The organism is Flaviaesturariibacter aridisoli (assembly GCF_004343705.1).
GTDB lineage: Bacteria > Bacteroidota > Bacteroidia > Chitinophagales > Chitinophagaceae > Flavisolibacter > Flavisolibacter aridisoli.
On record NZ_SKFH01000003.1, the window covers coordinates 1 to 15,389 of the forward strand.

Sequence of the window (15,389 nt, forward strand, 5' to 3'; positions counted from 1 at the left end):
TTCAAGGCCGTTTTCAGGGCACAGGCAACACCTTCTGTTGCCAGGCTATCGGATACGAAGTGCCCTACAATCTTGCGCGAGTAGGCGTCGGTGATCAGCGACAGGTAGGCGGTATTTTCCTTGGTTGTGACGTAAGTGATGTCGGCCACCCAGAGTTGTTCCGGACGCGTCAGCTCCAGGCCTTCGGTGCGGTTGGGATGCTTGCGCAACCAGTGTTTGGAGTTTGTCGTTTTCGTATAGCACTTACGCGGTTGCACCAACAGGTGCTCGCCCCGCAGGTAGTCGAACAGGGCGTCGCGCCCCAGCTTCAAGCCCCGGGTCTTTAGTTCGGGGGCAAGCAGGTAATGAAGCTTGCGGGTACCAAGACGGGGCATGAGCTGTCGCTTTTCCTGCACCAGGTGGCGTACAGGCGCCAGCCGAAGGGCGCGCACTTCATTGCGGCTGCGCTGCTGGTAAAAGGCTTGCCGTGAGATGCCAAGCAGCCTGCAGGCGCGGCTCAGGCTCAGCCGTCCTTGCGTTTGGAGGGTTTGGGCAGCTTGGCGCGCAACTTTTTTGGCAACACGATTCCGAACTGCTTTTCCGCTACCTCGATGGTGGTTTCCAGCAGCAGGTTCTTGTCGCGCTCCCATTGAAGTGCAGCTTCCAGTTCTTTGATGCGCTGCTCCGGGGTCTTTTCTGCTTTTTCCATACGCGAACGGGTTTTCCACTGTAAGGTACCCAGTTTGCGTAGCCAGACCAACACCGTTGTCTTGCCTTGAATTCCGTAATGACGCTGGGCCTGCAGGTAGGTAAACTCCCCTTTCTCGATCTGGGCAACTACCTGCAATTTGAAGGATAGTGTATAATCCTTCTGACTCTTCCGTTTCCTTGACTGTCCTGATGTTGACATACATAAGTCTCAGATGTGTCAACTTATTTTAGGACGGGGCAGTTTGTTGTCAAAAGGGACGCTGATCGGGCCCAGGTCGATTGTCGTAATGCTTTGCGTCACCAGTGTAACCGCTTCTTTTGCATAAAGCGCCTTGATCAGCGCAAACACCACCGAAAACACACTCAGCATCGGAATCTCCACTAGGATCTTGTCAATCAGCACTTCTCCGAAAGCGGGAATCTTGATTTCGCGGTTCACGGCTTTGGATGATCCGATCAGCGTGTCCTTGTACAGCAGCTTCACGAAGGGAAACTTGATGGAGCAACTGCCTTTGGTCGGGTTTTTCATCAGCAAGTCAACACGGATGATCAGCCCCGTCCAGGATAACTGGTGAATCATTGCTTTCGGAACCACCACAAGGTTCGCTCCTGCCCTTTTCAGATTCTGGAAGTATTTCCAACCGGCAATAGCACCCGCTCCCAAGAGTCCGCCGGTGACCAGTTTGCCAAAGGCACTCATGATTGCTTATTTCGTTTGCGCTCGATATAGTCGGCCGTGATCTTGTAGCCCAACCAGATAGCACCACCGATCGTCGCTTTCAGAGCGTAGTCCAACAGGCCGGTGAAATCGAGGTTGGCCAGCAGGATGCAACCAGTGAGCAAAACATTGGTACCGGAGGTTTCATGTGTTTTTGTTTCCATAGGATTATGCGGCTTTTTTGATATTGATCTTTTGCGGGAATCCTAATTGCTGCGCAACGGATTCCACCTGGCCAATTGAATAGTATTGGCACTTCTCTCTTTTCACTTCGACTTTCAGGCCGTCGATCCACTTTTTCATGGTCTTGGTAGACACATCGTAAATGGCAGCCAGATCTTTCAAACGGTAGGGACGGATGATCAGGTGGCCTTGCTCGTCGAAGTAGCTTTTGACTACTTTCACGTGCGTTAGTTGAACAGGTAATGAATGGCCGTAACCTGGAACAGGCTGAGCAGGCCGGGCGTTTGTTTGTCGATGAAATAGCTGCGCCAGTATTGATAGTTCTGAAACGTCGGCTCCTCACTGAATTCCAGTACCGCTTCCGCCAGTGCTTTGATCTCGGCTTTGTAGTTCGGAAGCGAGGCGCGAATGGCACGGATCTCTCGGAACCAGTTCTTTGTGCCGGCGAAACCCAGCTCATTTTTTTTGTCGAGCCATACCGAAGGAAGCGGGATGTAGCGGCCTTCCCCGCTGAGTACATAATGGCGGGCAAGGAGTACCCGCTGGCAGAAGGAAAGGAAAGCGCGACGCGGGTCGCGGGCGAGCGTCAGGTAGTCATAGATGCTTGCTTTGGCAAGTTCCATTTCACGCGATGAAAATTGGGTGCAGTTCCAAAGCGAACAGTAGGCAAAGTTCCAGGCAGTATTTACCAAATGCTCCAGTTCGGGGTTTTGCGACAGAGTGCCGCGGATGACGCTGAGTCGGGCAGGGAGTCTTTTTTTGAATGTGCTAGCTTGCATTGTCGGTCAGTTTATCGTGGTTGTATATTTACTGAGTACAACACAAACTTACTATGGCCGGCAAAGGCCATTTTCCACTTTGAGCACCTTTGTAAACGTTTCTGCAAGTAGTTGCAACAAGTTGTTGTTTATTGAAAGTTTGGGCACATTATTTCCTCTTTTTTCGCATTTGAGATTCACGTGAAACTCAGTACAGTAGCGACTTACAGAAAATAAAAAAGCCGCTTGATGCGGCAGACTGTTGCAGATGCAAACAGAACTATTCAGAATGTTTTAGCAGTAATATGATATAGAAAGTATGTCGTTGTTCATTTCATCATTCATCCAGTTTTCCAGGCAGCCCGATCTTTTCAAAAATGGTTTTCACTTGCAAGGCTGTATACAGCCTGCCGACTTTTGTGCCGATGGACTCCGCATGTGGCGTCAGCCAGTTCTTAATGGTGCGGTTGGTCACGCCATAAAGATTGGCAAGCTCGGTAATGCTGTACGGCTTCACTTCAAATTGGTTCTTAGTACTCATCACTTATCCCTCGTGTTTTAATGTTTGTTTCCGGTTCCTAGCTTATCCATAATACCCCACATAATCTCCCGGGTCAAGGGACAGCATGGCACTCATTTCGATGATGCCGGAGCCGGTACGGGACATGTACTCGGCCAGCATCTGGCGCATCAGTTTTGGTTGCTCTTTGGGAACATCCAGTTCCTCGGGCTCCCGACGGCGGATCCGCTGTTGGTTAAATTGTTGGATTAGGTATCGTTTCTGGTTGGGTGTGAGTAAGCCAAGATCATCAGCTCGGTACAACAGCGAAATCATCGATACTTTCCACTTCCGCTTCAGTTCCCCCAGGAGCGGAAGCGTGATTCCCCGCTCAAAGTCTTTCACGATGTGGGCTGCCGGCATCAGGAATTCAGCGGCAAACTCATTTGCCTCCCGGCTGATATCCCGCTCGGCTGGCACCTCCGTAAAGGTGTGCATGACCAATTGGGCCAGCTCGTAGGCAAGTGAGTAACGCAGTCGGTCGCCAAGCAGGCTGCTATTGAGGAAAATAACCGGGTATTTGTCCTCCGTGAGCATGCTCCGGCTATCCACACGCTCCGTGCCGAAGGGGAAGCTGTTAACGACGATTCCCTGCCATTCCAGCGTTCGAACTATATTCTCCACTACCGGAGTACGAATCCCCAATACAAGGCGAAGCTTTTTGGCCGCCTGAGCCGGGGTCTGCTCCACTCCAACTTCCAGAACTGGAAGTTGCGGAACCGGCTTTTGCAAGGCCCTGGTCAGGAGCTGCACATGGCGGCGCATGATGTTGATCTGCGCTTCTATGGGGGTTATCAGCTTTACCGGGACGTGCTGGCGTTTCCGATAGGACAAATGAACGGGCACCGGCGATCCATCCTGGAGAAAGAACTGCAATGGGAAGCTGGTAGCCTCCGAAATAGCGGCTAGCGTTTCCTGACTCACCGGGGTATCTCCCTTTTCTAGCCGGGACACGTTGGCCTTGTGCAAATTGATCTTTTGAGCCAAATCCTGTTGTGTCAATCCCCTCGCCTCTCTCGCCAGAACCACCATGTTTGGGTTCACCTGTCCCGAAATGTGCATAATGCCCTATTTGCTAACAAATTTAGCATTCTCATTTTGCAAATATTAGGTTTTTGTTGCGGAAAAGTTATCCACAAGAAAAGGCTGCGTTGGGGAATATTTGAGGAAGGATTATGAAAAGCACCTAATTAGCGTCGTTTTATCCGGGAGGTTTAGGGAGTGTTTAAGGAATGATTCGACAACGATAAAATCAAGGATCTACTTAGCAACTTTGAAGTTCAACTTAAACATCTTGGAAAGTGCATATTCAACAAGTGCTCTAAAATTAGCTAAGTCATCATCGGTTATGGTGACAGTCGCACGTTTGTGCACTAATTCAGATCTTAGCCGATAGTAATAATCGATCTTTTGCCAATGTCTTTGAGTAAATGGCATAGTTAACTGCACCTCTTTATGAACGTCAAACCTATTCTTCATTATTGATTCCAATCGCGGACCGCTGTAGGCTTGGCTTGACTCATTCAACAAATACTCTTTGAAAGCTATTTCTAGCATGCTGTCAAGAGTTAGCATCGCAATTCGATTCTTCTGGTCCAATTTAAGCTTAACGATTTCATCAACAGCAATCACAGTTTCATATAACCCCACTACCCAAGGCTTTTGATGTGCTAAACCTTTATTTTGACGCTTTATTATGTCCCCATACTTCGGTTTAACAATCCTTGGAACCGGTGGTACGTGTAAACGAATAGAAATATCATCGACAACTTCTCGCTGCACCTCTCCAACTGAATATTTAAATACTGTTTCTGCCCAGCCCCCGCCAGTACTAGCCCTTTTTGCGATCGTCGAGTAGTACACAAGCAAGCGCTCTAGGATGTCCTTTACTTTTCGAAATAGCTCGTGGTTTGGATTTACTTCAGTTTTACTGGAGTTCCAAGGCATTGCTTGTGAAGCTCCATTCAATTTTATTATAGCTCTTACTATTGAAACGGAAGGATGGGGATTTCCAATCTTCAAAGGCCGATAGCCAATTTCCGCTCCTTTGTATGCCTTAGTTATTAAGCGGTTATTACAATAAAAATACGCACCATACTCTCCTCCTGATGGATCACCAGATCGAACTAAGCCAGCCACAATTTCAACCGCAACTGGACCGATTTTGTCAATTTGTATTGTTGTGCAGATGCTCCTGGGTTCGCTGCCCGCTGGAAATGACCAACTTTCAAACAACTTCGGTTTTACCGACTTACCGTTAACCGTCAATTCAAAAAGTTTGCCTGATAAATGAAGCCCATAAATCTCTGCTAACTGAACAATTACATCAGACACTAATTCGTCAGTAAGCTTGATCCTAAGTTTGAATAACTCAATTTGAGTTGTACCAGGATCAATATTATCAACCTCATATGCAGGAAAAGACCAAGTAGTATCATCCTTAATCCAATGCTCATCGATTTCAACAAGGAATGTTCTATCACTATTGTAACGAGTTGTGATGTTAACCTTTTCAGCAAGTGCAATCACTGAACGTTTAGAACCCACACCGAAAATTCCAATTGACTCTTCTAACCCCGTGTTGGTAGAATACCCAGGAGCAACGACCATTTTTAAGTCACTCTCTTTTATACCACCACTGTTATCAACTATTGAAATCACCTGCCTCTCTACGTCCAGATGAAGCGACACCGAAAGCTTTTGACGTTGGTTTCTTTTTCTCCAATTGTCAATAGCATTATCTATTAATTCACACAATGAACTTTTTAAATGATAGTCGGAGATTATTGAAAGATAAGTCCGTTTTGACGGGGTGCCATCGAGGTCCGCTATCTTCTTTTTCATATACAAAAAACATTTCAACTAAAATGTCATCGGTAAATAGCAAAACAACCCACTGGTTATACACAACAACCTTAAGCCATCTCTACTCTTCTTCGAAAATCAGGTCGATTGCGTCACTGTAAATCGGAAGCAGCTCCTTTTCTACGCCAAATTCCTTCTCGATCATTATTTCTACAATACTTAAACCATTTATCAAAACGATCGGAACGGCTCCTGATTGGAAAGATACATCTTTTGCACCCCTATTAAAATCAGATGTTGTAAACAAGATTCCTTGCTGAAACTTTCCTTGTATATCACCACGAAACTGGTTCACGATTCGACGGTCCACGAGCTTAGTAGTGTAACGTTTGCACTCAAAAGCGACAGGCAACGAAGCCAAACCTATTTTCAACTCGCCATGTCCATCAATTCCGCCATCCTTAGACCTAGCAGTCACAACCACATCTCTAAAACCGTAGGTTTCCAATAACTTCTTACAAAACTGTTCAAACACGAATGCGTCAAGTTCAAAAAGCTTAGCCAATAATGCCTTTTTGAAAACAGCTAAATACTGCTCATGAAGCGTCTTCAGGCTGTCGAATGAAGAATCACTTTTGATAGCTGAAGATGGCGCAGGTATGCTTAAAGAAATATCTTTTTTACCCTTGATCCAATAAGTCCCATCAGCTAAAAAGAGAAAATGCTTGGTCTTATGCGCAGTTGGAAAGCTAAGATTCTCGCTATGCCGTCTTAGTTGAGTTCGAACAATGTGTTCCGGATTCTCGGCATTAAAGCGATACAAATCGTCTTCTTTTACTCGTTTATAGATCTCCTGAACACGTAGTGGCTTACCTTCTAACTCTAAGGCTGCAATTATTGCTTCATTTATGGTTCTTTTTGGCATATGAAAGTGGAGGAAGGCTTATGTAATTCAATAATTACCTCATTTGCTTATTGTTCGCCAAAACTGTGACGGTTCCAAAAGAAGTGGTTCTTTAATGTTTATTAAGCCCTTACCCTGCTCAAGATTTTGTATTGCCTTTTCAAGTGACGATTTCGTCTTTGGAGTACCAAGAAAATGCTCAATCAATCCATAATCCTTGTTTCTGATATTCAAGCAAACTGGAATTTTAATTTGAGAGGAAAAATCAAAGTTCTTCTGCTTATAATCTTCAACACCTTGAGTAAGTAAAATTACTACAACACCCTTTGATCGGATAAGCCGTAGCATATTTTCCAGGACCTTGCTCGCGTTCTTATTTTTCAAATAAACATGAGCCTCATCTATAGCAATGACATATCGAATTGGGACAATACGGTTTTCATCAGGTTCAACATCGTTCGAAGATGTAAATTCAGTATTTAAATAATTCAAGATTGCAAATACGCATAGCTGTCGTAAGGTGTCGGATACAGCACTGGGCAGGTTCAAGTAAAGACTTTTGTTATAGAGCTTTTTTGCTCCGGATACTACCTTTGGCTTGAAAACATCAATAGAAAGCTGTTCGACAACGGCGAAAAGCGTATCGGGATCCATTTCACGTTCCTCGTAATAAGCTTTAAGCTCTTCGAATACGTCAAACAAAGTCGGGTGGAGTCCATCTTTTGCGCTATCAAAACATTTTGAAATAACGGAAGTCAAAATATTCTTACGCTTGATAGTGATGTTGGCGTCGATTGCGGCCACCGCGTCAACAAAAGAGCGAATATTAAAGTTCCGAGTTCGTTCGTTGCTCATACTGATATATGACAACGGGTTGAAATCGAACGCTCCGGCAGATATATCTACATATTCGCATGCTGCAGCTGATAAAAACTTCTGCAATCGATCCGAGTGCCCCTCACCCTTGTAATCTATATATATAAAATTCAATGCGTTTGCTGACTGATTCCGGAATTGGTACAGTAGGTCAAGAACAAACTGCGTTTTGCCTGAGCCAATCATCCCGGCAACTGCAATATGACGACTGTCGAAATGATCCAGGTTATTAAGTTCAAGCAACACATTGTTACCTTTTTGGTCCCTTCCGATATTTAAACTGACTTTGCCTTGAAACTCAGTTACATTTATAGAATGGGTAGTTGGAGGCCCTAGGTATGTTGAGCTGTCGGAAACGAAATTTAGCCCGTTCTTAATTATTGATATCAGATAATCAATGTGAGAAAACTTTCCACGAGACTTATCTGTCAAATCGGAATATATCTTGTTCAATCCGAAATTTAAATGGAGTTTCAATAAACGATTGAACTCATTCTCACTGAGAAGCCGACCATAGTGTTGACTGAATAGAGATTTGAATATTGTTGGATTAACAGTAGTCCCCGCTAACGTTTCTACACGATATTCTTTCCCATCCGAATCCAGATCTTCGAACTCTTTTGCATCAAACTTTTTATCAAGTTGTAGAGTATAGTTAATTGCAATACGAGCAATTGCAGCCTCATTTTTAAACGCGAATTTATCTGTCAGGGTCCTTATAGTTACCTGATTTTCTTTGGTTGTCTTGAATGCCATAGACTTAGTTAAAGTAATCCTGCAAAATTTTTGTTCTATTTCCTGTATTCTTTAACAGGTAGGTGTTCGCAAGATGATCTTTCATCTTCTTAGCCCTTTTCCCATCAATTTCAGCATTTTGGGCTAATACAATCACTTGCTCCGATAGGTTCGGATAATAATATTCAATCATATTATCACGGTGATCAAGGTCAAGTCTTCCCAACGGCGTATCGATAAAAACAGGATATTCCACAACGGACTCTTCAAGAATCGCTTTCATCAGAGCAGAGATATAAACTTGTTTCTCGCCTTCCGATAATGAGTCCTGGGGGACGCGCTCTCCCCTACAATCATAGAGGTTTACTTCTAAACCAGCATTTTCTGGCAGAATAGTCACCGAAACTTTATTAATGAAGTCTTTCCTATGCATTAAAAGATTAAGTTCCTTGCTGACAGTATCCCCAAGCCGATCGCATTTCTCTTGCTTTTGCTTTCGGACAAACTCGTTAAGTGTGGCAGATAACTTCGTTATATAATTAATTTGTTCCTGTAGTCCTTGAACAATTGTAACCTTATCGAGTAAATTTTTATTCTTTTCCTCAAGACTTAAAATCTCAGGCTTCAGTCTATTTTCAATCTCTCCTCGTTTCTCTCCAACGAGGCCCAAAACTTTATCACGCTCCCTTTCAGCTTTTTCTTTTTTCTGACGGAATTCATTTACAATATCATCTTGCATTGCGCCTTCAATGCGCCTAATGCTTCTATTAACTTCGTTAAGTTCGTTTTCGATCTTATTGAAAGAAGAGAATGCCTCCTCATAAATGTCTTTTGACTTATAAACGATATTTCGATAGAGCTTTTTGACAGACTCAATATCATTTCTGCTTAATCCATGCTCAAGCTCCAATTGTACTTCTTTCGCATTTCCGCCAAGCAATAGTTTCTCCAAAAGAGATTCTGCCTTTTCCGCATAAAAGTTTTTTTGCTTGAATTTAATATCATCGTCAGGGAATGGCTCCTTATTGAATAGTTCTTCTACAAAAGTTTCTGCCTGCTCCTTTATTGCCTCTTGCCCATATCTTTTGCTGTGGAATTCTTCCTCTATATCGAGTTGATCGACCAACTCTTGAAGATTACCAGCCGATATCGCATAAGGAATTATTTCGATCAATTCAAAGAGTTTCTCAGATACCGAAGATTTCGAGCTTTCAAGTTGCTCCCTTAAAGAATACAGTTCAGCAATGCTTTGAGTGTTTGGCTTTACACCTTGTTTAATTAGATATTCGTCGTATGATGCTATTTCCTTATTAACCTGTAATAATCGCTCCTCTAGTTCTTCAAGTTGGGACTCCAAATCGCGTATTCTGGAGTTTTTGATTTCAATTGCATTTTGATTTGCGTCGATTTGAGCCAAAATAGATCTATCAGCACTTTGCTTTTTCAGATCACTTTTAGTATTCTCAAGATCTTCTATCAAATTTTCATATACAGATAGTCCGAGAATTTTGCCTAAAGCGTCATTGAGAAATCCACCTTGCTCCCTTATACTAAGGTCAGCAATTGATGCAATTCTTTCTGCATTGAAAAAAATGAATTTCGCAGATTCAAGAGGAATAATATAGTCATTTATGAAAAGGCGCTTTTCCTCTTCGTCTTTCACTAGCTCCAAATCATCCCCGTCTACTTTTATTGTAAGTTTTTCTTCTCCGGCTTCAATATCATATTCTCTCATTATTTCGATCGTGGCCAACTTCTTCGCGTTCTCCAATATTCCTTCCGACAACTCAACATCTTGGAATATCATGGTGACTGAGAACTTAGTTTTCCCTTTTTCCTTTGCCGCCCAGTTCAAGGATCGATTTAAGTATTGAGTGTAGTTACCCTTTACCTCCTTTCGAAAGACCTCATCAATAACGCTAATTTTTTCCCCATATAGGCACCAGACTAAACTTACAAGAAATGACGTCTTACCTTGTCCATTGATACCGCCTATTAAGATCACATTTTTCTTACCGTAAGTAGAAAAGTCAATCTCATTCAAACCATAATATGGTTTGAAGTTTTCAAGGAAAACCTTTGCAATTTTCATCAGCTTACGATATTTGAAATTTCGGATTTGATTATTTGCTTTATATCAGCCCTTTTCCTTAGAAGTCTCTTATCTTTCTCGGCGCTCAATAGTCTTTCCAACACTTCATGATCAACTTGATTTCTTTCGCAGAGAGAGTTCAACTCTTCTTTGTGCTTTTTTTTAATCGAGTCACGTTTATTCATGGTGTGCAAAATTTCTGAGCCAAATACTCGGTTATATATATCAAACACACTGCGAGAGTAACCGTCAATTGTCCACAAGATTTGAATTGACTTCAGCTCCTGGGTAGTAATTAACCGCTCCCCGCTATCTTTTTGAGCCTTCAATAACATCGAAAGAATAAGCTCTCGTGTTTCAATATTATACGGACCAGTACCAGCTGCACCATTTCTCCTTACAGGCATTCGATACTGCTCCTTGTCACGATTTTCGTACAGCCAGTCACGCAAATCAAGTAATGGCTCCAACCACTCCTCACCATTATCAACAAGGGCTTCCATGGACTTGTCCTTTTTCACAACCGTACACACCCAACATCCAAATCGACTATTTCCACAAGACGAGGTGGTGGTATCGATGACTAACGGGCATTCGCCACCTGTCGCATTTTTATACAATGTGACCAGTTCTCTATTCGAAGCATTATAGGGAGAGGGAACCTGAAGGAGATATTGCCAGAGCTCTTCGGTTTCCAACGATTTGATCGGACTATAAACGTATGCTAGTTCAAGTTGAGGATGGCGCGACAAGCGTTCATTCAAAATTTGTCTACGATCGATGCTTCTTTTTCTGGAGCTACTCTCGTCTTCGCGCGTTCCTAACAAAACAACAACTTCACCGTGCTTACCAACTTGATCTTTTATGTATTTAGTTGTTGGTGTAATTTTTAATCGCTCCGTACACCAGCGAAAAGTGCTATTAGGGGCAGGGTACCCTTTACCAATTAGATTTACCCAAAAAGAATTTTCTAATTCCGGAGTGGTTTTAATGACTTTAAACGGAAGCTTCTCCTTCTTAGCAGCTTCTTCGATCTTTTCCAATGTACTGTCGAGCCAAGCAACAACTTTAGGATTCTCTACGAGCGTGTCGTTGGCAACGATGTGTACCTCTTTTTTGAGCTTGCTTTTAGGCAATTCCTTAAGTGCGTACCAGACTAACTGAAGCAGCGTGGATGAATCTTTACCACCGCTAAATCCAACGATCCAAGGGCGATCATCAATAAGGTACTGGTCCTTTATCTCATCCTTTATAAATCCAACTTTCGACATTTTCTCACTTTAAAAACTCTGTAAACGTATTTTTTTCTTTATGCTGACGCAGCCAATAGCGAGACTGATAGACGTCTACCTTGAACAATTTCATAGCTATTTTTTCCATCTCTTCCTCTGTAACCTTCTTTCTGCCAATATACTTTTTAAGCATATCAGGTGCATTTCTTGGAAGCTTTTTAAACCGATGATTCTTAATATTATACTGCTTCGATTTAAGACCGACGATCGCACCTGGAAGTATTAGGAAACGGTCGTCTGAATCCAACTTAATATTAGTTAATATGTTCTTTTCGTTTGTATCACGATACTTTTGTACATATTCTTCGATTAATAGAATGTGTTTAGGTTCTTCATTTTGTAGTAAGTACTCTTCAACAATGTCACGTATCGTACCTCCGCGGATACCCTTTTCGTCTTCCCATACTTTCAACCCGTAGGTCGAACTCTTACCAAAGCAAATGATATCAGGAACTCGAAAAATATTTGAGCGCACTGACCCTTCTGAATAAAGCCGTTCAGGATATGTTTCCTGAAGTGATTGAATGATTTCTGTCAAATGCGATGGCTTACCCAGTTTTTCCAGAACATCATGAATTAGGTCAGGTAAGCTGCGATTTGAGTTCTTCGGAAATACTATTTGGCCATCGTAGGTGACAGAAATCCCATATCCAATTTCGAGAACATTTTCAGCAACGCGCTTAATGCGTTCGAAAAGCAAAGCATCAAATGCAGGGACAAATTGGTAAATGTAACCTTCGAAATTCAGGAATTCATCTTCGCTACGCCGTTCGCTAATTTTAACCTCAATGTCTTCTGCAAAAGAATCAAATTCAAAAGCGCTAAACACGTCATTTGCTATTAGAAACGCAAAAGTAGATTGGTCATTTTCGTAGATAAACAAAGTATGTGAATGTCTAAATACGCTGCCAAGCGCACGAAAAATAAATGCATCTTGCAAGTCAGCTATCTCAGCCTCAAAATAATTTTTTCTAATGTTAGATAAGTTGATACAATCTGAAATAGATTGCACATAGGAAGAATTCGCGATTATGACATCTGAAACAGATTTTTCAAACACGAAAAACTTCAGCGCTTCTGCTACCAATGTGGGTCTCAATTGTCGAATACGCTCGGGAGAATAACCCAACTCCATAGCTATATCATTCAAATGAGCATTTTCAAAATCTCTTTTCAAAAAACAGGCAAGCATCATGTGATACTCCGCCTTAATTGGCAAAAAGGATAAAAAGTGATTTGTAAATACCGCAAACAATGGAAACCTTTGTTGAATGAAAGCAACTTCATATTCTAACAGTTGCTGTATTGCAATCCCTTTAGATTTTCCAAATGCATTTATAAACAATTGATAGCTTTCGTCCTGCGCGGAAATATTTTTCTGGACTTCAGAGAATTGTTTTTTTAAATTAGATATTGCCTTATTTAATTCTGAAATTGTCTTTTCACCCGCATTACGAATGTTCCCAATATTGATATTCGTTTTTACGAATGATTCAAAAAACGTTTGTAAAGTAAGGTTTGCCTCTCCCACTATCTTGTAAACTACGTTTTGCGCCCGTACAGGAAGACTTGAAAAACAAATTGAAAACCATTGTTCTAAAACACCGAGTTGAATAGGTGTAAGTATGCCCAAATCCTCCGTTGCAGAGATTTCGATTTCTTTCCGTTCGTCCTCTGTGCTAAATTTCCTTATTTTGTCAACAAACAATGAAAGCTCACTTTCAATTCCTTTTGTCCAATTTCGCAACCGTCGAAACGTTCCGTTATCCTGGTAGTAGTCGAGTACTTGACCGACAAAAGCTAATCGATTTTTTGAAAGAAAATCTAGGGTTTTATCTCGCAAAGGAAAAATGGAGTAAGCATCTTTAACCTTCAAAACTCGATAGCCAGTACTTCCATTCTCTAGCGCGATTACATTTCTGATAGTACCATCTTCTAAATAGTTCTTGTATTTCTCACAGAGCTGCTCGAGTTCATACTGAGACTTCCCCCCACAGTTTCGGAAATTGATAAAAGTTCCCTTCGTCTTATAATATTGAAGAACTTGCGAAAGGAAGAACATGCCGTTTTGCTTGAGGACATTACAAGCTCGGACAGAGAGATTCTCGGCCACTTGCAATTCTTCAACATTTAAATCAGCAATACTTTCAAGCAATTCCACTCTTGTTACAATTAGTTTAGTATAAACTGAATAAATCGCCCAGACACCGCCCAATCAAAACTGATTGACCAGTAAACTATAATGACGGACGAAAATTAGCTGCTTATACGCAAATTAATGCTATTGTGTTAATTGTCAACGCGGACTGACACAGATTACTCCTGGTTTTTGCGACTCAAAGAGAAAACATCCATCATATGCAAAGAAATATATATGCAACAACGCCACATCATGGTTTCTGTTCCATGTTATGATGACCTAAAACAAGTATTACAAGGCATTCCGACTGTTGATTTCACGTAAAGGCACAAATTTGACTCACGGATATCGCAAAAATCTGATTTTTAAACAGTTACTAATACAGTCCCGAGATCCAGTCTTTTGTTAATGACATACAAACAGCAACTGTCCTACCTTGGCGCCGTTAAAGTCTTACAGGCACAGCCAGTAAAGTCCCGCAGCCAAGCCTGCAAAATTTAAGAAAACCTGTTTTAGTCCGGCAGCCATTCCATGCGGCTCAGAGCCATTGCCCTTTGAATGGGCAAGACCGCTGTTTCCTGAACTTGAAGCGTTAATTTTCGAAAGTTTCTTCATTCGCTGCAGTGAAATAATTCAAAAAGTTAGTTGATCTAGTATAAATAACAAACTCAAAGGAGGATGAATCATTTGGTGAACAAAGGGCAAGGAATATCGTTCGCAAGGAGGACCAACTTTATGGTATCGCGAATGCCAAAAAAGTCAAGACATGACGACTTTTGAACTGTAAATAGTACTGTTTATTTAAAAACGCTATTCACCTGAGTCTCAACTAATGGATGGTAGAACTTTGTGAAGTTGAAATCAAGGTAAAAGTAAAGATCGCTTTTGGCGTCCAAGCTGGTCTTGTAACCCATATCAGCATTGTCACTGAACAAAAAGATCAAACTGTTTAGCTGAGGTCTGGTGAGATAATAAACCTCAATCGGCTGCCTGGTTACCCTAGTTGTTTTGCTCAGGCCATGTTTGTCCGTAAAAGCAAGATCAATTTGCATATCTAACACGTTGTCACCTGAAAAAGCAATACGTGGGAAACAAATCGAATCTTGCTCAATAGGCAATTCATAAGAAGCGGAATCGGACTTGGTTGATATGTTCATGAAAATCTTAAACGGCCGGGATGTTTTCGGAAAAACACGACTCTGAAAAGGTATTTTTTCACCTTCGACAACAAGCATGCGATGCGGAAGCGAATCCGAATACTCGTAGAAATAAGTATACCAATCAAATTCGCCAGGCGCTCCCATTACACCTGTTTGCTTATGGCGTATAAAATTGTCAACATAATCCTGGACTACAAGCTCGTAGATTTCGGATTTTTCGATTTGGCCTTGGTTAATCGTTTTTTTTCCATTTACAAAGCTCATAACAACGACTCCGTATTTCGTGCTTACCAATCGGATTGCCGCGCTAACTGAATTGGCTGTAAGTTTATCCACCCCGTTTATCCAATCATCTTTGACCAGCATCTTATTACCATTGTACACTTTCCCATTCACCTTTGTAACTTGATAATCCTGGGCAAATATTTGATTGACCAATAGCAATACATACATGGTCATGATAGTGATGTATTTCAT

General features: G+C 42.0%; 16 protein-coding genes. All 16 read right to left on the minus strand.

Annotated elements, in window-relative coordinates; all coding sequences use genetic code 11:
* A partial coding sequence (locus E0486_RS18705) for a DDE-type integrase/transposase/recombinase (RefSeq protein ID WP_165917165.1) occupies positions 1 to 374 on the minus strand: 374 nt, incomplete at its 3' end.
* Between the two features lie 128 nt (positions 375 to 502).
* Positions 503 to 688 (minus strand): hypothetical protein, encoded by a 186-nt coding sequence (locus E0486_RS18710; RefSeq protein ID WP_165917166.1) that lies wholly within the window; start codon positions 686 to 688, stop codon positions 503 to 505.
* Positions 689 to 907: 219 nt separating this feature from the next.
* Entirely contained in the window at positions 908 to 1,390 is a 483-nt protein-coding gene (locus tag E0486_RS02980; protein WP_131850653.1) for a hypothetical protein, read from the minus strand.
* A complete protein-coding gene (locus tag E0486_RS02985) occupies positions 1,387 to 1,572 on the minus strand; it encodes a hypothetical protein (RefSeq protein ID WP_131850654.1) in 186 nt (61 codons plus the stop codon). The genes E0486_RS02980 and E0486_RS02985 overlap by 4 nt, the downstream gene beginning before the upstream one ends.
* Positions 1,573 to 1,576: 4 nt before the next feature.
* Positions 1,577 to 1,813 carry a hypothetical protein gene (locus E0486_RS02990; protein WP_131850655.1) on the minus strand — a complete coding sequence of 79 codons (237 nt, stop codon included), beginning with the start codon at positions 1,811 to 1,813 and terminating at the stop codon, positions 1,577 to 1,579.
* 5 nt (positions 1,814 to 1,818) lie between these two features.
* On the minus strand, positions 1,819 to 2,214 hold the full coding sequence (locus E0486_RS02995) for a hypothetical protein (RefSeq protein WP_131850656.1): 396 nt from the start codon (positions 2,212 to 2,214) through the stop codon (positions 1,819 to 1,821).
* A 472-nt stretch (positions 2,215 to 2,686) separates the two neighbouring features.
* The gene (locus tag E0486_RS03000; protein ID WP_131850657.1) at positions 2,687 to 2,890 is read right to left on the minus strand and encodes a MerR family transcriptional regulator; all 204 of its coding nucleotides are present in this window, start codon (positions 2,888 to 2,890) and stop codon (positions 2,687 to 2,689) included.
* A 42-nt stretch (positions 2,891 to 2,932) separates the two neighbouring features.
* The gene (locus tag E0486_RS03005) at positions 2,933 to 3,970 is read right to left on the minus strand and encodes a helix-turn-helix domain-containing protein (protein ID WP_131850658.1); all 1,038 of its coding nucleotides are present in this window, start codon (positions 3,968 to 3,970) and stop codon (positions 2,933 to 2,935) included.
* A gap of 198 nt (positions 3,971 to 4,168) precedes the next feature.
* The gene (locus E0486_RS03010) at positions 4,169 to 5,752 is read right to left on the minus strand and encodes an ATP-binding protein (protein WP_131850659.1); all 1,584 of its coding nucleotides are present in this window, start codon (positions 5,750 to 5,752) and stop codon (positions 4,169 to 4,171) included.
* Between the two features lie 82 nt (positions 5,753 to 5,834).
* Entirely contained in the window at positions 5,835 to 6,638 is an 804-nt protein-coding gene (locus tag E0486_RS03015) for a restriction endonuclease (protein ID WP_131850660.1), read from the minus strand.
* A 39-nt stretch (positions 6,639 to 6,677) separates the two neighbouring features.
* Positions 6,678 to 8,249, minus strand: coding sequence for a DndE family protein (locus E0486_RS03020; RefSeq protein ID WP_131850661.1), 1,572 nt, complete (start codon positions 8,247 to 8,249; stop codon positions 6,678 to 6,680).
* 4 nt (positions 8,250 to 8,253) lie between these two features.
* On the minus strand, positions 8,254 to 10,320 hold the full coding sequence (dndD, locus tag E0486_RS03025; RefSeq protein ID WP_131850662.1) for a DNA sulfur modification protein DndD: 2,067 nt from the start codon (positions 10,318 to 10,320) through the stop codon (positions 8,254 to 8,256).
* Complete coding sequence (gene dndC, locus E0486_RS03030) at positions 10,320 to 11,591, minus strand: DNA phosphorothioation system sulfurtransferase DndC (protein ID WP_131850663.1); 1,272 nt, start codon at positions 11,589 to 11,591, stop codon at positions 10,320 to 10,322. Before dndC ends, dndD begins: the two co-directional genes overlap by 1 nt.
* Positions 11,592 to 11,595: 4 nt before the next feature.
* Positions 11,596 to 13,773 (minus strand): hypothetical protein, encoded by a 2,178-nt coding sequence (locus E0486_RS03035; protein WP_131850664.1) that lies wholly within the window; start codon positions 13,771 to 13,773, stop codon positions 11,596 to 11,598.
* A gap of 432 nt (positions 13,774 to 14,205) precedes the next feature.
* Positions 14,206 to 14,367, minus strand: a complete 162-nt coding sequence (locus E0486_RS18715) for a hypothetical protein (protein WP_165917167.1) — start codon at positions 14,365 to 14,367, stop codon at positions 14,206 to 14,208.
* Between the two features lie 182 nt (positions 14,368 to 14,549).
* Positions 14,550 to 15,389: a hypothetical protein gene (locus E0486_RS03040; protein WP_131850665.1), complete on the minus strand. Its 840-nt coding sequence runs from the start codon at positions 15,387 to 15,389 to the stop codon at positions 14,550 to 14,552.